General features: G+C 57.3%; 21 protein-coding genes and 1 tRNA gene. 5 read left to right on the top strand and 17 right to left on the bottom strand.

Translation table 11 applies throughout. The annotated features are described in order from the left end of the window. Positions 1-21 precede the first annotated feature (21 nt). From iscR to trmJ, 3 genes are all read right to left on the bottom strand, one after another. Positions 22-513 (bottom strand): Fe-S cluster assembly transcriptional regulator IscR, encoded by a 492-nt coding sequence (gene iscR / locus ACP7BO_RS02365; protein WP_003443378.1) that lies wholly within the window; start codon positions 511-513, stop codon positions 22-24. Positions 514-768: 255 nt separating this feature from the next. Beyond that, positions 769-1,545, bottom strand: coding sequence for a serine O-acetyltransferase (cysE, locus tag ACP7BO_RS02360; protein WP_397455826.1), 777 nt, complete (start codon positions 1,543-1,545; stop codon positions 769-771). A gap of 2 nt (positions 1,546-1,547) precedes the next feature. Continuing rightward, complete coding sequence (gene trmJ / locus ACP7BO_RS02355) at positions 1,548-2,318, bottom strand: tRNA (cytosine(32)/uridine(32)-2'-O)-methyltransferase TrmJ (protein WP_397455825.1); 771 nt, start codon at positions 2,316-2,318, stop codon at positions 1,548-1,550. A gap of 143 nt (positions 2,319-2,461) precedes the next feature. Between trmJ and suhB the strand changes: the two genes are divergently transcribed. Continuing rightward, positions 2,462-3,277, top strand: coding sequence for an inositol-phosphate phosphatase (suhB, locus tag ACP7BO_RS02350; protein ID WP_060690821.1), 816 nt, complete (start codon positions 2,462-2,464; stop codon positions 3,275-3,277). 192 nt (positions 3,278-3,469) lie between these two features. Here the strand turns inward: suhB and ACP7BO_RS02345 are convergent, their stop codons facing one another. The 6 genes from ACP7BO_RS02345 to queA form a co-directional block, all read right to left on the bottom strand. Next, positions 3,470-3,997, bottom strand: coding sequence for a glycine zipper 2TM domain-containing protein (locus tag ACP7BO_RS02345; protein ID WP_060690820.1), 528 nt, complete (start codon positions 3,995-3,997; stop codon positions 3,470-3,472). Positions 3,998-4,119: 122 nt separating this feature from the next. Beyond that, positions 4,120-5,034, bottom strand: a complete 915-nt coding sequence (secF, locus tag ACP7BO_RS02340; protein WP_060690819.1) for a protein translocase subunit SecF — start codon at positions 5,032-5,034, stop codon at positions 4,120-4,122. 9 nt (positions 5,035-5,043) lie between these two features. Continuing rightward, positions 5,044-6,912 carry a protein translocase subunit SecD gene (gene secD / locus ACP7BO_RS02335; RefSeq protein ID WP_060690818.1) on the bottom strand — a complete coding sequence of 623 codons (1,869 nt, stop codon included), beginning with the start codon at positions 6,910-6,912 and terminating at the stop codon, positions 5,044-5,046. A 67-nt stretch (positions 6,913-6,979) separates the two neighbouring features. Then, positions 6,980-7,318, bottom strand: coding sequence for a preprotein translocase subunit YajC (gene yajC / locus ACP7BO_RS02330; protein WP_003443398.1), 339 nt, complete (start codon positions 7,316-7,318; stop codon positions 6,980-6,982). 42 nt (positions 7,319-7,360) lie between these two features. Next, positions 7,361-8,476, bottom strand: a complete 1,116-nt coding sequence (gene tgt / locus ACP7BO_RS02325; protein WP_060696840.1) for a tRNA guanosine(34) transglycosylase Tgt — start codon at positions 8,474-8,476, stop codon at positions 7,361-7,363. A gap of 11 nt (positions 8,477-8,487) precedes the next feature. Continuing rightward, on the bottom strand, positions 8,488-9,549 hold the full coding sequence (gene queA / locus ACP7BO_RS02320) for a tRNA preQ1(34) S-adenosylmethionine ribosyltransferase-isomerase QueA (protein WP_060690817.1): 1,062 nt from the start codon (positions 9,547-9,549) through the stop codon (positions 8,488-8,490). 106 nt (positions 9,550-9,655) lie between these two features. On the opposite strand from queA, the gene ACP7BO_RS02315 reads away from it, so the two are divergent. Beyond that, a tRNA-Leu gene (locus ACP7BO_RS02315) sits at positions 9,656-9,740 on the top strand. Positions 9,741-9,940: 200 nt separating this feature from the next. Here the strand turns inward: ACP7BO_RS02315 and antC are convergent. The 8 genes from antC to ACP7BO_RS02275 form a co-directional block, all read right to left on the bottom strand. Then, entirely contained in the window at positions 9,941-10,972 is a 1,032-nt protein-coding gene (gene antC, locus ACP7BO_RS02310) for an anthranilate 1,2-dioxygenase electron transfer component AntC (RefSeq protein ID WP_426208432.1), read from the bottom strand. Positions 10,973-10,987: 15 nt separating this feature from the next. Next, positions 10,988-11,482 (bottom strand): anthranilate 1,2-dioxygenase small subunit, encoded by a 495-nt coding sequence (gene antB / locus ACP7BO_RS02305; RefSeq protein WP_426208430.1) that lies wholly within the window; start codon positions 11,480-11,482, stop codon positions 10,988-10,990. A gap of 2 nt (positions 11,483-11,484) precedes the next feature. Continuing rightward, positions 11,485-12,888, bottom strand: a complete 1,404-nt coding sequence (gene antA, locus ACP7BO_RS02300) for an anthranilate 1,2-dioxygenase large subunit (protein ID WP_426208428.1) — start codon at positions 12,886-12,888, stop codon at positions 11,485-11,487. 22 nt (positions 12,889-12,910) lie between these two features. Then, on the bottom strand, positions 12,911-13,846 hold the full coding sequence (locus ACP7BO_RS02295) for a SphA family protein (protein WP_426208426.1): 936 nt from the start codon (positions 13,844-13,846) through the stop codon (positions 12,911-12,913). 37 nt (positions 13,847-13,883) lie between these two features. Beyond that, positions 13,884-14,420 carry a flavin reductase family protein gene (locus ACP7BO_RS02290; RefSeq protein ID WP_426208424.1) on the bottom strand — a complete coding sequence of 179 codons (537 nt, stop codon included), beginning with the start codon at positions 14,418-14,420 and terminating at the stop codon, positions 13,884-13,886. A gap of 23 nt (positions 14,421-14,443) precedes the next feature. Further along, a complete protein-coding gene (locus ACP7BO_RS02285) occupies positions 14,444-15,682 on the bottom strand; it encodes a styrene monooxygenase/indole monooxygenase family protein (RefSeq protein WP_426208423.1) in 1,239 nt (412 codons plus the stop codon). Positions 15,683-15,767: 85 nt separating this feature from the next. After that, complete coding sequence (locus ACP7BO_RS02280; RefSeq protein WP_426208421.1) at positions 15,768-16,571, bottom strand: SDR family oxidoreductase; 804 nt, start codon at positions 16,569-16,571, stop codon at positions 15,768-15,770. A gap of 9 nt (positions 16,572-16,580) precedes the next feature. Beyond that, positions 16,581-17,828, bottom strand: a complete 1,248-nt coding sequence (locus ACP7BO_RS02275) for a dienelactone hydrolase family protein (RefSeq protein ID WP_426208419.1) — start codon at positions 17,826-17,828, stop codon at positions 16,581-16,583. Between the two features lie 319 nt (positions 17,829-18,147). On the opposite strand from ACP7BO_RS02275, the gene ACP7BO_RS02270 reads away from it, so the two are divergent. From ACP7BO_RS02270 to ACP7BO_RS02260, 3 genes are all read left to right on the top strand, one after another. Next, positions 18,148-19,161 carry an AraC family transcriptional regulator gene (locus ACP7BO_RS02270; RefSeq protein ID WP_426208417.1) on the top strand — a complete coding sequence of 338 codons (1,014 nt, stop codon included), beginning with the start codon at positions 18,148-18,150 and terminating at the stop codon, positions 19,159-19,161. A gap of 1,005 nt (positions 19,162-20,166) precedes the next feature. Then, on the top strand, positions 20,167-20,694 hold the full coding sequence (locus ACP7BO_RS02265) for a fimbrial protein (RefSeq protein ID WP_426208415.1): 528 nt from the start codon (positions 20,167-20,169) through the stop codon (positions 20,692-20,694). Positions 20,695-20,735: 41 nt separating this feature from the next. Next, on the top strand, positions 20,736-21,437 hold the full coding sequence (locus ACP7BO_RS02260; RefSeq protein ID WP_426208413.1) for a fimbrial biogenesis chaperone: 702 nt from the start codon (positions 20,736-20,738) through the stop codon (positions 21,435-21,437). Positions 21,438-21,532: the final 95 nt, after the last annotated feature.

Raw genomic sequence — 21,532 nt, 5'->3', positions numbered from 1 at the left:
CGCACCGTCGTTTTTATGCAATCACTCGACGGCGGACGCTTCGATCTTATCCAGGTGCGGCGCCTTGCCATTACAGCGGCGCTGATCCTGACGCTGGGCTACTTCTTGTACCTCACGGCGAGTGACAAGATCAGCCAAGCTGATACCGCTGAGAAAATCGTGGATTTGCAGGCTCAGGTCGCACCACAGGTGATGGGTGAGGCACGTGTCGCCGGCATGGCAGTCGCCAAGCCCCTGGCAACGCGTGGCATCGACAGACTCGTTCACTGCATCGATAACCTGGGCTACCTGAATACCCTGCATGTCACGCGACAGCTGATAGCCGCCACCCGGGCCACGCACACTGGAAACCAGGCTGCTGCGGCGCAACTTTGCAAACAGTTGCTCAAGGTAGGATAGGGAGATGCCCTGGCGCTCGGAAATATCAGCCAGGGACACCGGCCCGTGCTGTGCATGCAACGCCAAATCAAGCATTGCAGTAACGGCGTAACGGCCTTTTGTAGTCAGTCTCATGGACAGGTACCACGGAATTCGGAATGGAGGCGAGTATGCTATTCCCGACTATTTAAGTCAAGTATTAGACCTAGTACTTTAGTCGGGATTACCCGCAAAAGAGCGCGCGCATTGTAGCAGGGTATGCGGCGTAATGGCACACGAGGCATCAAGACCTGACGCACAAGCCTTCAGCATCCGGCTTGCCAGCGATTGCTCAGCGCAGCGCTAAAACGCATCGCCGGCAAGCCGGCTCCCACAAGGTTAAAGCAAGGCCTAGACCGCTTTGCTTTCATCCTTGCCCTTGACGCAGGCGAAGTCTTCTTCGCGCAGTTCCGGCAAGTCCTTGGCGCAATACGTGCTACCCAGATCCTTGAGCGCTCCGCACATGCCATCAAGCTTGCCATCGACCGCCTGCAGGTGATCCAGCAGCTGCCCAATCGCCCGCGCCACCGGATCAGGCATATCCTCACCGACACCGTAAGCATCAAAGCCAATCTTCTCGGCCATTGCCTTGCGCTTGGCTTCCGCCTCATCACCACCCTTGATGATGATACGACCCGGAATACCGACAACCGTCGCGCCGGCAGGCACCGCCTTGGTCACTACGGCATTGGAACCGACTTTGGCACCGGCACCGACAGTAAATGGCCCAAGAACCTTGGCGCCCGCACCCACCACCACACCGTTCTCCAGAGTCGGATGGCGCTTGCCCTTGTTCCAGCTGGTGCCGCCCAGCGTCACACCCTGATAAAGGGTCACGTCGTCGCCGATTTCAGCCGTCTCACCAATGACGATACCCATACCGTGATCGATGAAAAACCGACGCCCGACCTTTGCCCCTGGATGAATCTCGATCCCGGTCAGCCAGCGCCCGAAGTTCGATACCAGGCGCGCCAGCCATTTCCAGCCAGCCCCCCACAGCAAAGCGGACAAGCGATGAATCCAGATGGCATGCATGCCCGGATAGCAGGTCAACACTTCAAAAGCATTACGCGCAGCAGGGTCACGATGAAAAACACTTTGGATATCTTCACGCAGACGCTCGAACATCATTAATCCTTGCGCTTGAGCAACTCGCCACGAGCTGCTTTTTGAGTTTCGGTGAGAATGCCACGCAAAATGTTCATTTCTGCGCGACTGACCGAGCTACGCCCATACAGCCGACGCAAGCGCGCCATAAGATGGCGCGGCTTTTCCGGATCCATAAATTCGATGGCTACGAGCGTCTGCTCCAGATGCTCGTAGAAGCGCTCCAGCTCATCCATGGTCGCCAGCTCACCACTCTTAGTGGAAGCCACTTCCTCTTTTTCGATTTTGCTCGGTTGACCCTGAGCAGCAAGCCACGACATGCGGATCTCGTAGCTCAACACCTGCACGGCCGCACCGAGATTCAGAGAGCTGAATTCGGGATCCGAAGGAATATGCACATGGAAATGGCAGCGTTGCAGCTCTTCATTGGTCAGGCCCGAATCTTCACGACCGAACACCAAAGCGATTTCAGCCCCCTGAGCGGCCTCTTCGACCACTTTTTGCCCGCACTCGCGCGGATCCAGTAGCGGCCAGGGAATACGACGATCTCGAGCACTGGTGCCAAGCACCAGATTACAGCCCACCAGAGCATCTTCCAGGGTGGCGACGACTTGCGCATTTTCAAGAATGTCACCCGCCCCCGACGCCCGGGCATCAGCTTCATGGTGCGGAAACAACCTGGGCTCCACCAGAACCAGCCGCGACAACCCCATGTTTTTCATGGCACGCGCAGCACCACCGATGTTCCCGGGATGACTGGTATTAACCAGAACGACACGAATATTAGGCAGCAAAGGAAGTGCTCACAGGCCAACAAAAGGGAGCAAATCTTACCTAAGCGAAACGCCATAAGCTACGAAAGCTAATGCAAACCTTCATCTACCGAACTTTTCTGATAGAATATTCGGCTTTCTTTAACGACCTAGGTGAAACGTCCATGCAGCCCATGCTGAATATCGCGCTGCGCGCCGCCCGCAGCGCCAGTGAATTGATTTTCCGCTCCATCGAGCGCCTGGATACCATCAAGGTCGACGAAAAAGACGCCAAGGATTACGTCTCTGAAGTCGATCGTGCTGCTGAACAGAAAATCATCGACGCCTTGCGCAAGGCCTACCCGACACACGGCATCCGCGGTGAAGAAACCGGCATGCACCCAGGCAGCGGTGAAGGTGAAGACTACCTGTGGATCATCGATCCGCTGGATGGCACCACCAACTTCCTGCGCGGCGTTCCACACTTCGCAGTAAGCATCGCCTGTAAATATCGCGGTCGCCTCGAGCACGCAGTGGTTCTCGACCCGGTTCGCCAGGAAGAATTCACCGCCAGCCGTGGCCGTGGCGCCCAACTCAACGGTCGCCGCCTGCGTGTCAGCGGTCGCACCAGCCTTGAAGGCGCCCTGCTGGGCACCGGCTTCCCGTTCCGCGACAACCAGATGGACAACCTGGATAACTATCTGGGCATGTTCCGCAGCCTGGTTGGCCAGACCGCCGGCATCCGCCGCGCCGGTGCTGCCAGCCTGGATCTGGCTTACGTTGCAGCCGGCCGTTATGACGCATTCTGGGAGTCGGGCCTGTCCGAATGGGACATGGCAGCAGGCGCCCTGCTGATTCAAGAAGCCGGCGGTCTCGTCAGCGACTTCACCGGCGGCCACGATTTCCTTGAAAAAGGCCACATCGTTGCCGGTAACACCAAGTGCTTCAAAGCTGTACTGACTGCTATCCAGCCACACCTGCCGGCCTCGCTGAAACGCTAAGCGAAACCCGCGCACAAAAAAAAAAGCACCCCTCGGGGTGCTTTTTTTTTGACTGCAATTAGGACAAAGACCTAACAAACCTTTGACCAAACTCCAAACACGAACCTTGCGAATACCTGTAGGAGCGAGCTGTTCACCAGCAGACTCGATATCTGGAATATCCCGATGTAAAGGCTCGCTCCTGCAGCGGCATTAATTCAGGATCAACTTACCCTGCTTGTCGACGGCAATTTCGCTGCCAGGCTCGTGATCCATCCGCACCTTGCCTTCCTTGCCATCCAGCGAGTAACGCACGTCGTAACCGACAACCTTGTCACTGATGTCGTTGACCGTGTTGCAGCGCGTTTGAGTCGTGGTGTAGGTATCGCGGTTCTGCATGCCTTCCTGAACCTTGTTACCGGCATAGCCACCACCGACCGCACCGGCCACCGTGGCGATCTTCTTGCCGTTACCACCACCCACCTGATTACCCAGCAAACCGCCGGCTACCGCGCCAAGCACGCTACCGACAATCTGATGTTGATCCTTGACCGGCGCCTGACGCGTCACAGTCACATCCTTGCACACTTCACGCGGTGTCTTGATCTGTTGCGTGACCGGCTGAACAGCCAGTACCTGCGCAGACTCAGGGCCTTTAACCAGGGTGTAGGTGGCAAAAGCGCCCCCGGCGGTCACAGCCACCGCACCTAAAACAGCACCTACCAGCAAAGACTTGTTCACTTGAACCTCCAAACCATCACAGATGGGAAAAATCCCACGCTAATCCCAGCCTTGGAGCACAAAAAAAGGCGCGAGTTCAATACTCGCGCCTTTTTAGATTGCAACCCGAAGATGATTAACCGTTATGGACGGTCATCGATCTCCTTGTCAGTCACAACAGGAGGAATCAAATCCTCCGCACTCAGGTTCAGCCAGATCAACACCACGTTCGCGATGTAGATCGACGAGTAAGTACCCGCCAATACACCCACGAACAGTGCGATCGAGAAGCCCCACAGGTTATCGCCACCGAAGATCAGCAGTGCCGCGATCGCCAATAGGGTGGAGATCGAAGTTGCCATGGTGCGCAACAGGGTTTGCGTGGTCGAGATGTTGATGTTCTCGATCAGGCTGGCCTTGCGCAGCACCCGGAAGTTCTCCCGCACCCGGTCGAATACCACGATGGTGTCGTTGAGCGAATAACCAATGATGGCCAGCACCGCCGCGAGCACCGTCAGGTCGAAGGTGATCTGGAAGAACGACAGCACACCCATGGTCACGATCACGTCGTGAACCAGGGACACGATCGCGCCCACCGCGAACTTCCACTGAAAGCGGAAAGCCAGGTAAAGCATGATGCCGCCCAGCGCCATCAGCATGCCGAGGCCGCCCTGATCGCGCAGCTCTTCACCTACTTGCGGGCCCACGAATTCAACGCGCTTGATGACCGCAGGGTTAGCCGTATCGGCCTGCCCCAATGCCGCCGCTACCTTGTTGCCCAGCAGCGGATCATCACCGGGCATACGCACCAGCAGGTCGGTGGTAGCACCAAAGCTCTGTACCACAGCATCATGGAAACCTGCCGAAGCAAGCTCGGTACGCACCTTGGTCAGGTCTGCCGGCTTCTCGTAGGTCAGCTCGATGAGCGTACCGCCAGTGAAGTCCAGGCCGTAGTTCATGCCCTTGTGGAACATGCTGAACAAAGCCAGCACGGTGAGTACTACAGTGACGCCGAACGCAACGTTGCGAACGCCCATGAAGTTGATTGTACGTAACATGGCAGCCCCTTAAATCCACAACTTCTTGAAGTCCCGACCGCCATACACAAGGTTGACCATAGCGCGGGTCACCATAATGGCCGTGAACATCGAGGTAAAGATCCCGAGGGACATGGTTACCGCAAAGCCTTTAACCGGCCCGGTGCCCATGGCAAAAAGAATCCCGCCGACCAGCAGAGTTGTCAGGTTGGAGTCGACAATCGCCGTGAATGCGCGACTGAAGCCTTCATTGATCGCTCGCTGCACCGTCATGCCATTGGCAATTTCTTCACGGATCCGCGAGAAGATCAGCACGTTGGCATCGACCGCCATACCCATCGTCAAGACGATACCGGCAATGCCCGGCAGGGTCAGCGTTGCACCCAGTACCGACATCAAGGCCAGCAGCAAGACCATGTTGCCCGCCAGCGCCACCGTCGCAATCACACCGAAGAAACGGTAGATGGCGATGATGAAGATCGACACGAACAGCATGCCCCACAGCGAAGCATCAATACCCTTGGTGATGTTGTCAGCACCCAGGCTCGGGCCAATAGTGCGCTCTTCAGCGAAGTACATTGGCGCTGCCAGACCACCGGCACGCAACAGCAAGGCAAGCTCGGAAGCCTCACCCTGGCCATTCAGACCGGTAATCCGGAACTGGCTGCCCAGCGGCGACTGAATGGTCGCCAAACTGATGATCTTCTTGTCTTCCTTGAACGTCTGGGTCGGCACGTCCTTCTCGACACCGTCGACCACTTGCTTGGTGTAAGTCGTCACCGGGCGCTGCTCGATGAAGATTACCGCCATGCTGCGGCCCACGTTGCTGCGAGTCGAACGGCTCATCAACTCGCCACCGTGACCATCAAGCTTGATGTTCACCTGTGGACGACCGTGCTCGTCAAAGCCTGCCTGAGCGTCTGTCACCTGGTCACCGGTGATGATCAGACCGCGCTCGATTTGCGCGGCAGGACGATTGCCCTCGCGGAATTCAAACGTCTCAGAAGTGGCTTTGGAAGCGCCCGGCTCTGCTGCCAGACGGAACTCAAGGTTGGCCGTCTTGCCCAGGATACGCTTGGCTTCGGCGGTGTCTTGCACGCCCGGCAGTTCAACCACGATGCGATTGGCACCCTGACGCTGAACCAAAGGCTCGGCAACACCCAACTCGTTGACCCGGTTACGGACCGTTGTCAGGTTTTGCTTGATGGAATATTCACGGATTTCCGCCAGCTTGGCCGGGGTCATCGCCAGACGCAGAACCGGCTGACCATTGAGATCGGCTGTGGTTACGTCAAAGTCATTGAAGTTCTTGCGGATCAGGCTACGCGCTTGCTCACGGACAGCTTCATCAGTGAAACCCAACTGAATGGCGCCATTGAGTTGCGGCAGGCTGCGATAACGCACTTTCTCTTTACGCAGCAGGCTTTTGACATCGCCTTCGTACACTTTCATACGTGCGTCGACGGCTTTATCCATGTCCACTTCCAACAGGAAATGCACACCACCGGACAAGTCCAGACCCAGCTTCATGGGGTGAGCACCCAGACTACGCAACCATTGCGGCGTGGTCTGTGCCAGGTTCAGAGCTACGACATAGTCGTCACCCAAAGCCTTGCGTACGACATCCTTGGCTGGCAACTGGTCGTCTTTCTTGACCAGACGCAGCAAACCACCTTTGCCGTTTTGGGCCAAAGTAGCGCCCTTCACTTCAATGCCTGCATCCGTCAGTGCCTTGCTTGCACGATCCAGATCAGCTTGAGTGACCTGCAAAGCCGTGCTTGCACCCGAAATCTGGATTGCCGGGTCATCAGGGTACAGATTGGGAGCGGAATAAATAAAACCGATCGCCAGCACAGCCAGGATCAGTATGTATTTCCACAGAGGGTATTTGTTCAGCATCAATCACGCCGCCCGCTTAAAACGCGGGGCGCCTTGCGCGCCCCGTCGATTGTTAAAAGTTGAAACTTTAGATCGCTTTCAGCGTGCCTTTAGGCAACGTGGCTGCAACAGAGCCTTTCTGAATTTTCAGTTCAACAGTGTCCGACACTTCAATCACAACAAACGCATCGGAAACTTTGACGATTTTGCCGGCGATGCCACCGGTAGTTACGATCTCGTCACCTTTTTGCAGGTTACCCAACAGGGCTTTCTGCTCTTTGGCGCGCTTGGCCTGTGGACGCCAGATCATCAGATAGAAGATGACCAGGAAGCCGACCAGGAAAATCCATTCAAAACCGCCACCCATAGGGCCAGCAGCGGCAGGTGCAGCAGCGTCCGCGAAAGCGGAAGAGATGAAAAAGCTCATTAAGCACTCCAGTTGCAATGTTGTTTCTTAAAGGTCCGAAACTCAGTCCAAAGGCGGCACAGGCAGCCCGCGCTTGGCATAGAAGGCGTCGACAAAGGTGGCCAATGTACCCTGTTGAATAGACTCGCGCAAACCAGCCATGAGCACCTGATAGTGCCGTAAATTGTGGATGGTATTGAGCATGCTTCCCAGCATTTCGCCGCACTTGTCCAGATGATGCAGATAAGCGCGGGAGAAGTTCTGGCAGGTATAGCAGTCACAGGTCGGATCCAGCGGCGAATCATCATGGCGATGGAACGCGTTGCGGATCTTGATTACACCGGTATCAATAAACAGATGCCCGTTGCGGGCATTGCGGGTTGGCATCACGCAATCGAACATGTCCACACCGCGGCGCACACCCTCAACCAGATCTTCCGGCTTGCCAACTCCCATAAGGTAACGAGGTTTGTCAGCAGGCATCATCGCTGGCAGGTAATCCAGCACCTTGATCATTTCGTGCTTGGGCTCGCCTACCGACAAGCCGCCGATGGCCAGACCATCAAAACCAATCTTGTTCAGACCTTCGAGCGAACGCTCGCGCAGGTTCTGGTGCATGCCGCCCTGAACGATACCGAACAAGGCCGCCGTGTTGTCACCATGGGCATTCTTGGAACGCTGGGCCCAGCGCAACGACAGCTCCATGGAGACACGCGCCACGTCTTCGTCTGCCGGGTACGGCGTGCACTCGTCAAAAATCATCACCACATCGGAGCCCAGATCGCGCTGGACCTGCATCGACTCTTCAGGGCCCATGAACACCTTGGCGCCATCAACCGGCGAAGCAAAGGTCACGCCCTCTTCCTTGATCTTGCGCATGGCCCCCAGGCTGAACACCTGGAAACCACCCGAGTCAGTCAGGATCGGACCTTGCCACTTCATGAAGTCGTGCAGGTCGCCGTGCTTCTTGATCACTTCAGTGCCAGGACGCAACCACAGGTGAAAGGTGTTACCCAGAATCATCTGCGCGCCGGTATCGACGATATCGCGCGGCAGCATCCCCTTGACCGTGCCGTAGGTACCGACCGGCATGAAGGCCGGGGTCTCGACCACACCGCGGGGAAAGGTCAGACGACCGCGACGAGCCTTGCCATCAGTGGCAAGCAGCTCGAAAGACATACGACAGTTGCTCATGCTTGATCCTCAGGGGCCGGGGCAGGAGCCGTCGGCGCAGGATTGCGGGTGATGAACATTGCATCACCGTAACTAAAGAAGCGGTACCCATGCTCAACCGCAGCCTTATAGGCCGCCATGGTTTCGGGATAACCGGCGAACGCCGAAACCAGCATCAGCAGCGTGGATTCAGGCAAATGGAAATTAGTCACCAGGGCATCGACCACATGGAACGGCCGGCCCGGGAAGATAAAGATGTCGGTATCGCCACTGAACGGCTTGAGCACGCCATCGCGGGCTGCACTCTCCAGCGAACGGACGCTGGTAGTACCCACCGCAATCACCCGCCCGCCCCGTGCACGGCACGCCGCCACGGCATCGACCACATCCTGGCCGACTTCCAGCCATTCAGTGTGCATATGGTGATCTTCAAGACGCTCGACCCGCACCGGCTGGAATGTACCGGCGCCGACATGCAGGGTCACAAATGTCGTCTCGACACCCTTGGCGGCAATGGCCTGCATCAGCGGCTCATCAAAGTGCAGCCCTGCCGTCGGCGCAGCAACAGCGCCGAGGCGCTCGGCGTACACCGTCTGATAGCGCTCACGGTCCGAACCTTCATCCGGACGGTCGATATAAGGCGGCAACGGCATATGCCCGACGCGGTCCAGCAGAGGCAAAACCTCCTCGGCAAAGCCCAGCTCGAACAACGCATCGTGGCGCGCCAGCATCTGGGCTTCGCCACCGCCATCAATCAGGATTTTCGACCCGGGTTTAGGTGACTTGCTGGAGCGCACATGCGCCAGCACCCGATGACTGTCGAGCACCCGCTCAACCAGAATTTCCAGCTTGCCGCCCGACGCCTTTTGGCCGAACAAGCGAGCCGGAATCACCCGGGTATTGTTAAACACCATCAGATCGCCCGGGCGTAAATGCTCAAGCAAATCAGTGAATTGACGATGTGCCAGTGCCCCGCTCTCCCCATCCAGGGTCAGCAGGCGACTGTTACGGCGCTCCGCCAAAGGATGGCGTGCGATGAGTGAATCGGGGAGCTCGAAAGTGAAGTCAGCAACGCGCATGATAGGTTTCGTCTAGCAGGGCCGGGAAGTTTAACGGACTTAGTAAAAATAGACCAATAAGTTGTTGACCGACCTAAACCTCATCTCTATACTTCGCCGCCATTGAGCCCTGATGGCGGAATTGGTAGACGCGGCGGATTCAAAATCCGTTTTCGCAAGAAGTGGGAGTTCGAGTCTCCCTCGGGGCACCATCTAGCAGTATCTGCAAGTCTCTTACAGGACTCGCAGCACAGGAAAACCGGCCACTGAGCCGGTTTTTTTGTGCCTGACGATCTACCCCTGCCTGCCCTATGCGTCGTATCCCTGTCTCCCCACTTGTGTCCTGAGAGAAATACCGAACTTTGGGATACAAGAATCAAACTACCCCCCGGCGAAAATCGCCTGATCAAGCTCAAATAAGGCTAACACTGCTGTCGGCAAATTTTTCGAAGTGCAGCCGTACCGAGCTCAGTGCCTGCCCCTGCAGCCAGTCCTTGATCGACTCCACCATCGGCGGCGGCCCGCAGACGTAGATGTCCGCCGGGGCCTGGGCCAATGCTCGCGCATCCATGTGGTCGACGATATACCCGCGCTTTCCGGCCCAGGCTGCCTGTTCATCACTGACCACCGGGATGAATCTGAACTCCGGTATCTGCTGACTGAGGGCATCAAGGCGTTTCAGTTCGCACAAGTCCTGCGCGTTGCGCACGCCGTAATAGAGGTGCACGGGCTGTCCACAGCCGCCCCTGGCAGCCATCTGCTCCAGCATGCCGAGAAACGCCGACAACCCCGTCCCGCCTGCCACCAGGGTCAATGGCCGGTCGACATGGCGCAGGTAAAATGTCCCCAGGGGAGCCTCGAAAGGGATGACATCACCGACCTGGCACCGCTCGCGCAGATAATTGCTCATCACCCCGTCAGGTAGCAGTCGAACCAGAAATTCGAGGGTATTTCCTCCCGGTGCATTGGCGAATGAATACGAACGGCTCAGATCCGTACCGGGAACCCGCAACCGCGCGTATTGACCCGGCAAGTAATCCAGCCCGCCCTCCAGACCCTCGAGCATCAGGTGAAGGATGGCGGTACTGTCAGAGACCCGATCGAGCCGGCTGACTTTGCCTTGATGCTGGGTCGGGCCGGTGCTGTTACACAGGCTGGAATCAAAATCGAAGTAGAACGCCGCGTCGGATTTCACGCGAGTCTGACAACTGAGCATTTTGCGCTGGGCCAGATCGTTTGCCGACAACGCCTCATCGTCCACATAGTCTTGTGTGTATTGCCCCGAGTCGCATCGACCCTGACAGGTAGCGCACACGCCCTCGCGGCAATCCATCGGCAGCGTGATACCGCTGCGCAACGCGGCATCCAGCAACAGCTCGTTGTTCTGCACGTTGCAGAACAGTGTCTTGCCGTCAGCAAAACTGAAAGCGACCTTGTAAGTCATACGCTACCCGCAACATCAGAGGTGATAGAAGTCGAGCACCGAATTGATGGTGTCGTTGAGAAGGACCACGTGTTTGCGCCTGACTTTCCAGCTATCCCCTTGCGGGCACAGGCGATAACTGGCGCGCCCGAAGAACTGCTCGGCGACCTGCAGGCGGTAGTACAACGTATGCCAGTTGACCTGCACCTCCAGTTCATCGCCCTCTCCCGCAGGCGCGATGCGCACGTTGCTGATCAGGTGCAGCGTGCGCGGCATGGGGATGGTTGAGGCGGCCTTGCCGGTGCGCAGGCGATAGACACGATCCTCCAGACCGCCCCGGTTGGCGTAATAGATAAGCGACATGGCCTTTTTCGGATCGAGGGTGTAGATGTGCTCCGAATCCCACTGTGGCAAGTGAAACTCGCTGTCTTCGCTGAAAAAATCCAGATATCGATCCCAGTCCTGGGCATCGCACGCTTGTGCAATGGCGTACAGGAACTGCTCGACGCGGTATTGCAGTTGGGCATCCATAATCAAACCTCACGCAGCTTCAGGGCATTTTCTTCGGCCGTCTTGCGCGCCAGCCCCTCAAGCAGAAAGCGTTGCCAGTTGCCGTGCTGATTGACGTAAAGCCCCTCATGGGTGAACTCGGTGCCCGTAAGCACAGGGGAGATACCTATGGCTTCGCTGTTTGACGTGGGGCCTTCGATCCATTTGTCATGGCCTCGCGAAATGTCGCTCCAGCGTTCCAGACGTGCCTGAAAACCGCGCTGGGCCTCGCGAAACTCCACCAGATCATCCGGCGTTCCCAACCCTGAGACGTTGAAGAAATCCTCGAACTGACGAATCCGGTTCTCCCGGTCGGCGTCCGATTCACCTTTAACCCCCAGACAGAAACTGTTGATCTCGGTCTTGTTCCAGGCCAACGGCCGGATAATCCGCAACTGCGAGCTGATCTGATCGAGGAAGAACATGCTCGGGTAGATGTTCAGGTTGCGCAGGCGATGCATCATCCATTCGGCCTGGCTTTGCCCGTACTCCTCGATCAACCGCGGCATGATACTGGCGTAACCGGGGCGCACGGCCGGGTTGGGCATTTCGCTGAATAGCAGACTGTGGCCGTTGTGGAATGAAAACCAGCCGTCATCGGTTTCGGCATCACCGGCACCGAGCTTGCTGTAGTCCAGAGTGATGCTGGCGGCTGCGCCCTTCTCGGCATTGACTTGCTGGCGGTGTTGCACGGTTGCCACGTAGTTGTAGTGCACGGTACTGACGTGATATCCGTCCAGGCCGTTCTCGTTCTGCAGCTTCCAATTGCCGTCGTAGGTATAGGCGGACTTGCCCGGCAGCACTTCAAGCTCGCCGGTGGGTGACTGCGCCACCATCATGTCGAAGAACAATCTGGCGTCACCCAGGTAATCCGCGAGGCTATCGGTGGCCTGCACATTGAGGCTGATGAAGACAAAACCCTTGTAGCTCTCGATACGGGCTTTTTTCAGGCCGCGGGCGGCCTTGTCGAAACCCTCCGAGTATTCGCCAGGCGCCTTGACCTTCACCAGCCGGCCGTCACTTTTGTAGCACCAGGCATGGAAAGGACAGGTGAAGGTCGACTGGTTGCCCTTACCGACGCGGGTCAGGGTAGTACCGCGGTGCTGGCAGGCATTGATCAGGGCATTGAGCCTGCCCTCGCCGTCACGGGTGATTATCATCGGCTGGCGCCCGGCGCGCAGGGTCATGAAGTCATGCTTGTTGGCAATCTCGCTTTCGTGACAGGCGTAGATCCAGTTCTTCTCGAAGATCAGCTCCATCTCCAGATCAAACAGTTCAGGTTCGGTGAACATTTCCCGAGCGATGCGATACACACCTTCGACGGGACGGAAATCCAGACAGCCTTCAATGAAGTGTTGCCATTGGCTTGAGGTTCTTGCAGTGCTCATCATCGGGTTCCTTTTTCGAAGATCAGAAGTGGTGCACGTAGCGGACCTGTACCCGACTGCCGTCAGGGCGGTTTTCCACGTCCTGCTCGAGATAGGCGTTCACAAATAAATGGTCATTCGCCGAAAAGCTGTACATCCCGCCCGGTCCGATGGCCCAGACTTTCTCCCTGCGCCCCGAGACATCGTGACCATCGATCCGGGTGTCAGTGATCTGCTTGAGCCAGTAACCGTTGATGCCTAATCGAAAGTGGTCAGTGACGGCATAGTCCGTAGCGAAGTTGGCATGCAGCGCCTGCCCCGCCTGAATATCGCTGACATCGCCTAACGACTGCGCCGGGTCGTTATTCTTGCCGTTGTACAGGTAGTGGGCGCGGACAGAGGCCGTCCACTTCGGCGTGAACCAGTAGGTTGCCGCCCAGTAAGGATCGAACGACCACGCGTTATTACCGGGGTTGATGGCATGCTTGTCGTCGTAATCTCCGGTCGGCAAGTTGACCTGCAATTCAATGCGGTGCACGAAGCGCGGCCCGTCGGGGCCCATGACCGGATCGAACTGAATGAAGGGGCCGATCAACAGATCGCCCACGCCGGTCTGGCCTCTTAACGCTGCGTTATCCAGCCCGTCGTCGACCTTCATGCGGGTAACCACGGGTAGTACGGCGTTCAAACCCAGACTGGCGTTGCCCCAGCGCACATTGGACAGGTAGCTGAGTTGCGTCACGGCCACCTGGTAGTCCAGGTTCTCTTCAGGCAGCCCCAGGCTCTTACCATCCTTGTCCCGCAGGCGATTGGCACTGTAGTTCTGGAAGTACTCCTGCAGATACCACCCCGGCCCCGCCGGCAGACCACCGTCCATGAAGCTGGTCAGCCCGAGGTTGACCACCGGCAAGTCATAGGCATGGGCTCCCTGGGCGATCATCAAGCCAGCCCCGCACACATACATCAGTTGCGTTCTCATATGTTTCTCTCCCCTGGTTGCATCACGTGCGGCAGCGTTATTGAGCCAATCCCGGGTGCGCCGCGGCGATGCGGTACTGGCCAGCGTGAAACACCAGCGGTTCTGCGCCGCTGTATCGGTAGTGCTCGATTTCGCCGATGAAGATCAAGTGATCGCCCCCCTCGTACTGGGTGACATTGCGGCACACCAGTGTGGCGACCACGCCTTCGATCAACGGAACACCCGCCGTGCCGGGGGTATGAGGCACCCCCGCGAACTTGTCGCAGGAGGGCCGGGAAAAGTGCCTTGAAAGGCCATGCTGTTCAGCGCTGAGCACGTTGATCGCAAAATGGCTGGCGCCGCAGAAGTCGCTCAGGCTGGGGGCCGTCAGCGCCAGGCTCCAGAGCACCAGCGCGGGCTCTAGCGACACTGACGAGAACGAGTTGGCGGTCATCCCCACCTTGCGACCATCGGCGGTGCAGGTGGTGATCACCGTCACGCCCGTGGCGAACTGCCCCAGCAGACTGCGCAAATCCCTGGGATCACCGCCTTTGGCTTCGCGCAGCGAAGGGCTGGTTTCAATTTCAATACTCATGGTGTCTGCCTCAGGCAACGGTCTTATGCCGCATGCTGGTGATGGTTCTGGATGAAGGCCTGGCATTGCCCGGCATCGAACCACCAGGGTGCGAACTGCCGCGGATCGTCAAAGGCATTGGCAATGGCCGAGGCTATCGGCTGGGACTGGCTGGCAGCGCCAAGCAACTCGAGCACATGGGCAGGCGGCGGCAGGAGCATGCTGTTGGTCCACTCCACCACATGGCGGGCGTAGCCCCAGTACTGCTCGAAGGTCTGTTCCATCCATGACCGGCCGAATACTCGATCGCCGTGATCGAGGATCGATTGCAGGTACACCTTGGCGCACTTGGCCGCGTTATTAGAGCCCTGCCCGGTAATCGGGTCATTGACCACCAGCGCATCCGCCATGCCCAGCACCTGGCGCCCGGACGGCAGGGTCAGGACCGGACGACGGACCATCGGCGTGAAGCGACCGCAGAGGAAACCCTGATCGTCAGTCAGGCTGATGTCACGGCAGCGTTCGGCCTCCCATGGCAGGTACTCACGAACGATATCCAGACTTTTTTGCAAGTGCGCTTGCGGGGTCTTGATGTCCTGCCAGCAATCCATCGGACCTCCGGGAATGCCTTCGAACACCATGATTTCGCAGGGGCCGGTGGTGGTCAGCGCCGGGAACACGAAGTACTCACCCACACCAGGAATAAGATTGAATGCCACCCGCGAAAACGGCGACACCGGTGTCATCCCTTTAACGTACGTCAGGGCCAGCGCACGCTGCGGCTGGCTGAAACGGCTGCGTTCAGCATCCTGTTCGAACTGGTTGACCACCTCCCCCTTGCCGGCCGCCAGCAGCACCAGATCGTGACTGAGCGACAGGGTTTCCAGCTCGCATATCCCGACGTCCTGAATGATCAATTCGCCGCCGCGCTTGACGAATTCGTCCATCCAAACCGGCATCTTCAGACGCTGATCAACCGACTGGGCGTAGCGGTCCAGACGCGCACTCCAGCTGAACAACCGTTCCCCCGGCTGTTCAGGGTGCGGTACGGTCAGGCCAATGCCTTCAACCGCCGGGCATTGCTGCTCCCAGAAGTTGAGCCCCAGATCTCGTTCCGTCTGCAGTGAGGTATTGAACATGCACTGGCTGGACATGACTTTGCCGCTGCGGATCTGCTCACCGGTGCGATTGGTCGTCAGGGTGACGTGATAACCCTGTGCGAGCAGCCCCAAGGCGAGTTGCAGGCCGGCCTGACCGGCACCAACGATAGCGATACGACGCATGGTGGTATTCCTGTTGTGGACAATGGATGAGCGCAAGGCGCCATGATTCAACGTGGGTGAGTGCAACGCGGGCCGCTGCCGTGTCTCATTGCGCAAGACGCGGGATCGCGGGGATGTTCTGCTCAGGCCCCATGACCGAATAGCCTCCGTCAACTGCGTAGTCGGCGCCGGTCACGAAACTGGCTGCGGGTGAACACAGGAAGGTCACGACATTGGCCACTTCATGGGGCTCCCCCAGCCTCCCCGACAGGTGATACGACGCGGCCACCTGATCGGCCTTGCTGCGATTCCCCCCGCAGGCCCCTGCAATCACACGTGACCAGATCCAGCCCGGCGACACCGAGTTGACGCGAATACCGTCGGGGGCCAGGTCCAAGGCCATGCTGCGGGTCAGTTGCCTGACGGCCGCCTTGGACACTGGATAGAGCCAGCGACCGGTCTGGGCACAGCTGGCAGAGATCGAGGAGAAATTGACGATCACCCCGCCTGAGGCCGCAAGGTCTTGATGCACGGCCTGCGTCAGTACCACGGCCGACACCAGATTGACGTTCAAGGCCTGCAACCACTCCTGGCGACCGGAGGCAAAACCATCGTCTTGATAGGTACATGCCAGATTGATCAGCAGGTTGACGGGCCCCAGCGACCGGCGAACGCCTGACAGCGCTTCACTGATTTGCGCATCCTGAGTAATGTCGACCGGGAAGAAACGCGCCTGCTGACCCAGCTGCTCAGCGGCGTGCTGCCCGGCCCGGGCGTCGATGTCGAACAACGCCACGCGCGCTCCCGCCTCGATCAGGCCGCGCGCCACAGCCATTCCGATCAGCGTGGCACCGCCGCTGATCAATGCGACTTTGCCCTGCAGGGCGTCGGCACAAAAAAACTTGGACATGGGAACTCCTCAGGCACTCTTGCCGGCACTGTTCGCCCAGTTGGGCATCAGGGTGTTGGAAGGCAGGCTTTCGTCGAGCAGCTTGTTCGCCGTCTCGACGCCTGCTGCCGGTAGCCCCTCGGGATCGAGCCGGCCGATCTGCACCAGCACGCTGGCCTGGTCCCAATAGATGTGCTCATGGCAGAGTTTGGGGCCGCGAAACTTCACGACACCGAGCATGGGGATGCGCACCTTGCACCCTGTCGGTGCGATACCCGGCAGCATCCAGTCGATCTCGCTGTCGTGGGTGAAGGACATCACAAACTCATCAACGATCTGGGTCACACCCACCGTGCGCGAAATGGCCGTCAGTGCCATGTCTGCCGGGTTGCCGTGGACGAAATGGTGCTGGTAGAAACGGCTCAGCTGCGCGTATCCCACCCCGCCGGTCATGGTAGGAATATGATTGACGTAAGGCTCGGCCACCATCGTCGCCATGGTGGCAGGCACATCCCGAGTGTCGAACTCATGACGGATGTGCTCTTCCCAAAGCGCCGACAGATCGTATTCGGGCCCTATGGTTCGTCGCAGCGCCGTCACCGTGCGTTCATGGGCCATCAGCGTGGCAGGCTTGTTGAAATGATGGCCATTGGGGCGGGCGAACGCATGTTCGACGCCCGGGTACAGGTAAGTTTCGACCCCGGGGGTACGCCGCCCTGCCGCGAAAATGTCGACGCGCGCCTCAGGCGGGCAAAGCTGATCCAGCTCGGCTGCGTGCAACACCAGGCGGCGTCCTTGCAACCCTTCCAGCTCGGCCAGCGCCTTCTCGATACCCACGCCGTAGTAACCCACGGCACACGCCACTTCAGGCAATCGGCAGGCCGCCAGATACGCCAACTTGCCCCCCAGGCAATAGCCCACAACGCCCTGGGCTGTGCCTGTGCACTCCGGTAACTGACGCAGAGCCGCCAGGCTGGCGCGAATATCCTCGACACCCGCCGCTTCATCGAAAGTCTGATAAAGCCCGAACGCCTGGGCGAAGTCTTCCTCGCTGTATCCAAGCTCGATGCGAGGGGCCTGACGCCAGTACAGGTCTGGCACCAGTACGCTGTAGCCCTCCTCTGCAAGATAATCGGCCACGTCGCGCATAGCCTGATTGACCCCGAATATTTCCTGGCACAGCACCACCCCCGGGCCGCTACCACCTGTCGCAGGTGCCAGGTAGGCCTGAAACTGTCTTCCGTCTTTTGCAGTGACGCTGACATAGCGACCGTTCATGTGTGAGTCCCCAACATCATGTGAAGTTGGGGCCATCTTGCGAGCATCGAGACAGACTCACTATCCGTCTGGCGCAAGCTATGTCCGGGGGCTGCACAAAGTTGCGTACAGCAGTTTCTGCGCTCCAGGGCGCAGAAACCGGGAAAGACAAGCTGGCGTGGCGATTGCTACGCAAGACTCAAGGCCACACAAAAGTGGTCAAAAAGAAACAGCAGAAGAGCCTCAGTATCCAGATACTGCAAGCGTTATCCGGCGAGTGAAAATGTCGGGTAACGTTCTGGCCCACACTGCCTTGAAACCGTGCACAAGTGAGGTAGCCATGAATACTGAGTCGGGTGGTGCCCGTTTTGCCAACACGCCGTTATTCACCCTGCAGAATCGGCTGTTTCTGCTGCACGATCGCGAACATATCCGTGATCGGGTGGGCAACGTGTTCAAGCCTCACGACCTGAAGGTGGCGACGCCGGTACAGGACGTCAGCGCCTCGATGCACCATGTGCGGCACGGCCGACTGTCACTGAGCCGTCTGGAATACGGGGTGCCCGTAGCGATTGACCCGGGGCGGCTGGAGGACTTTTTCCTGATTCAGATTCCAACCCGTGGCAGCGCCGAAATCAATTGCGACGGCAAGCACTTCACCTCATCAACACACTGTGCATCGATCATCTCACCAGACACACCTGTGTCCATGCGCTGGGACGCCGATGCACCGCAGTTGGCACTGCGTCTGGACCGTGAAGACGTGGAAAAACACTGCGAGCTGCACCTGGGGCATCGTCTGGACAAACCTCTGAGGTTCGAACCGGCACTGTCGCTGATCACCCCCGGCGCGATCTATTTTCTACAACTGCTCAGCGTGCTTGCCGATGCCCTGGCGTGCGACGCGCACCCGGTTCATCACCCGCTGCTCCTCAACCAGTTTGAAGCGACGTTGATTAACGCCCTGATCTACGGTCAGCCAAACAACCTGCAAATAGCGCTGAGTGCTCCGACCAGCACTCGCAAAATCTCGCCGTTTTTCGTTAAGCGTGCCGAGGAGTACATCTTCGCCCACGCCCACGAGCCGCTATCGATAGAGCAACTGGCAGAACATGCGGGGGTCAGCGTCCGGACATTGTTTTCCGGATTCAGAAAATTCCGCGACATCAGCCCCATGGCATTCCTGCGCGACGTACGCATGGAGCACGTGCATCAGGAGCTGCGTAACCCGGGGAGCAACTCGGTCACCGACATTGCGCTTAAGTGGGGCTTCCCCCACCTGGGCCGCTTCGCCCAGGAATATCGAAAACACTACGGTGAGTTGCCATCCGCCACCTTTCGGTTTCGCCAGTAGTTGCATGCCGGCAAACATGAAATGCTCAAACTGAAAGAAAAAACGAACTTCGGGATACAAGAAACAACCATCCCCCTGGCTGACAGGGGTTAACGGGGCCTGGGCAACATCAATATATGTCGACCGTGATAAAACCTTGTGGACTGTAACTGCAGAAAAAAAGAAGATGCACAGCGGTTGAGTGAAATCCTCCCGGTAAACCCTGGAAAACTCTCCTCTGCTTCATATCGCAGCTTCTATTAATAGTCAGACCGCTCCGAGTCCATTCACGGCGCTCTACTGGACGGCTTTGATAACTCTACCCTCTACGATGCAGCAAGGCCTGCGTGGCCAGAACTCATGACTCCCCATTCACTGCATTCGTATCAGGACTGCACGGGGCCGGAAAAATAAACGGCCGTGCGCCCCTCCAGCGCCGCACGCGCGAAGGGCTTATTACCACGCCACAAAAAAAATATTTCTGTCGAGCGCTGTGCTCAACGGGAATAACCAAGCAAACAAATTTTTAAAGCCGTCCACTTTTTGGCGAGCCGGTTCGTTTCAGACAGACTGCGCAAGTGCCTCAACTCAGCTGTTACCGCCTTGTCCAATATAGATATTACGGATTATCTGTCTCGCGCAACGTGATTTAAACACAACTCGCCTTATGCACAAGCGCATAAAAAATATCATGCCCACCCTTATATAACGTCAAAAAAACGGCGATTGCCTCAACAACTAGCAGGCCCGCCATTGTATTGACATGGCACTTTGGCCTCGGTAATAATCCGCCCAGCTCATAGAGCATGTTGATGTAATCCCACTAATAAGTGCGCCCTTCAACATTCAGCAATCTTAAATACCGTAATAGATAGTTCCTGGACGCAATGGTTCTTTGCCGTTGCTGTAGACGCTCGTATGGTGATAACTGATTTTTTGCAATTCTTATGACCGCTTAGTTACGAGCTCACGCTGGGTAGTTGTGCTGGCTGTTTACTTGACCCCCTATTTGATGAGTAAAAGAATATGAAAAAAATCGTATTGTCTCTGGCTGCACTGTCATTGTCGGTTACTGCATACACTGCAGTCGCTGCCAGCGGTAACGTAGCCTTTACCGGTGAAATCGTGCAGTCCACCTGTAAAGTTTCCGACCGCGACCAAAACAAACAAGTTTACCTGGGCAAGTACCCAACTACCGCCTTCCCGACCTCGGGTTCTACAAGCGGTGCCAAAGCGTTCGATATCAACCTGGAAAAGTGCGAAGCGGGTGATTACACCTTGCGCTTTGATGGCAACACTCCTGCCGGCCACCCGGAACTGCTGGCCGTTACTGGCGGCGCTGCCGGTGTAGGTATTGAAGTACTGGATCACAATGGCGCCACCCTGCCAATCAGCCAGGATGTTACCAGCCCGGCGCTCGTGACAGTTGCCGCTGACGGCGCCAATCCGGGTTCTGCCACGTTTAACTTGCGCGCTCGCTACAAATCCTTCCAGGACGTGGTAACGGCTGGCCAGGCAAACTCTACTGCTACCTTCTCGATCGAATACAAGTAACTCAACCCGCTGGAGCCGTATTGGCCAAGGATGGCCTATATATGAGCGCTGAATTATTTATGAAAAAAGTACTCTTGTGTGCTTTGCTCGCCTGTTCCGCGAACACGTTTGCTGGCATTCAGGTGGATGCAACACGTGTCATTTATGACAGTGAAAGTAAATCAGCCTCACTCTCCCTCCATAACGACAGCGATGACACCTATATGGTTCAAACCTGGCTGGACACGGGGGATGCGAGTCAGGTACCAAAAAACATACCGATTATTGTGACACCACCTATTTTAAAACTGGCACCCGACAAAGATGCCATCTTGCGTTTTATCTACTCAGGTAAAGGGTTGCCACAGGATCGCGAATCCTTGTTCTGGATCAATGTGCAAGAAATCCCCCCGGCGCCGAAACAGGACAACGTACTGCAAGTTGCAATCCGTACCCGAATCAAATTGTTTTACCGGCCAGAAGCATTGAAGACTAACTTGCAAGTTCAGGCCGAGGCATTGAAATGGCAACATCAAGGTCAGACGTTAATCGTGACCAACAACGGCCCCATGCATGTAACGCTCGGCGTGCTAACCCTCAAAAGCGGTGACAAAACCTGGAAAGTAAATGCCGACATGGTCAAGCCTTACGACAGTCTGACTATGACATTGCCACCCGACGCTCAGTCCGCCAATGGCCTGTCGTTTACCTATATCAATAATTATGGTGGCCATACCGAGATTAAAAATGTCTCGTTAAATTGAGTCATGTTATTCAGGGGATAGAGAAAGTGGCACACAAGAAAACAGCAACATCCACGCTGGCAGGCAAGACCAAGATGGTTAACAGCGCAGGTTAT

It is taken from the genome of Pseudomonas sp. TWR2-1-1 (assembly GCF_049897045.1).
GTDB classification, from domain to species: domain Bacteria; phylum Pseudomonadota; class Gammaproteobacteria; order Pseudomonadales; family Pseudomonadaceae; genus Aquipseudomonas; species Aquipseudomonas versuta.
The sequence above is the reverse complement of the archived record's forward strand: the minus strand, read 5'-3'. Positions and strand labels throughout refer to the sequence as shown.

Bases quoted from the DNA above. Each gene is read 5' to 3' on its own strand.
- ACP7BO_RS02265 (WP_426208415.1), top strand. From the start codon at position 20,167: ATGAAAAAAATCGTATTGTCTCTGGCTGCACTGTCATTGTCGGTTACT.
- suhB (WP_060690821.1), top strand. From the start codon at position 2,462: ATGCAGCCCATGCTGAATATCGCGCTGCGCGCCGCCCGCAGCGCCAGT.
- ACP7BO_RS02260 (WP_426208413.1), top strand. From the start codon at position 20,736: ATGAGCGCTGAATTATTTATGAAAAAAGTACTCTTGTGTGCTTTGCTC.
- ACP7BO_RS02270 (WP_426208417.1), top strand. From the start codon at position 18,148: ATGAATACTGAGTCGGGTGGTGCCCGTTTTGCCAACACGCCGTTATTC.
- secD (WP_060690818.1), bottom strand. From the start codon at position 6,912: ATGCTGAACAAATACCCTCTGTGGAAATACATACTGATCCTGGCTGTG.
- cysE (WP_397455826.1), bottom strand. From the start codon at position 1,545: ATGTTCGAGCGTCTGCGTGAAGATATCCAAAGTGTTTTTCATCGTGAC.
- queA (WP_060690817.1), bottom strand. From the start codon at position 9,549: ATGCGCGTTGCTGACTTCACTTTCGAGCTCCCCGATTCACTCATCGCA.
- tgt (WP_060696840.1), bottom strand. From the start codon at position 8,476: ATGTCTTTCGAGCTGCTTGCCACTGATGGCAAGGCTCGTCGCGGTCGT.
- ACP7BO_RS02275 (WP_426208419.1), bottom strand. From the start codon at position 17,828: ATGAACGGTCGCTATGTCAGCGTCACTGCAAAAGACGGAAGACAGTTT.
- antC (WP_426208432.1), bottom strand. From the start codon at position 10,972: ATGACTTACAAGGTCGCTTTCAGTTTTGCTGACGGCAAGACACTGTTC.
- antB (WP_426208430.1), bottom strand. From the start codon at position 11,482: ATGGATGCCCAACTGCAATACCGCGTCGAGCAGTTCCTGTACGCCATT.
- yajC (WP_003443398.1), bottom strand. From the start codon at position 7,318: ATGAGCTTTTTCATCTCTTCCGCTTTCGCGGACGCTGCTGCACCTGCC.
- ACP7BO_RS02295 (WP_426208426.1), bottom strand. From the start codon at position 13,846: ATGAGAACGCAACTGATGTATGTGTGCGGGGCTGGCTTGATGATCGCC.
- ACP7BO_RS02290 (WP_426208424.1), bottom strand. From the start codon at position 14,420: ATGAGTATTGAAATTGAAACCAGCCCTTCGCTGCGCGAAGCCAAAGGC.
- ACP7BO_RS02280 (WP_426208421.1), bottom strand. From the start codon at position 16,571: ATGTCCAAGTTTTTTTGTGCCGACGCCCTGCAGGGCAAAGTCGCATTG.
- antA (WP_426208428.1), bottom strand. From the start codon at position 12,888: ATGAGCACTGCAAGAACCTCAAGCCAATGGCAACACTTCATTGAAGGC.
- ACP7BO_RS02285 (WP_426208423.1), bottom strand. From the start codon at position 15,682: ATGCGTCGTATCGCTATCGTTGGTGCCGGTCAGGCCGGCCTGCAACTC.
- iscR (WP_003443378.1), bottom strand. From the start codon at position 513: ATGAGACTGACTACAAAAGGCCGTTACGCCGTTACTGCAATGCTTGAT.
- secF (WP_060690819.1), bottom strand. From the start codon at position 5,034: ATGTTACGTACAATCAACTTCATGGGCGTTCGCAACGTTGCGTTCGGC.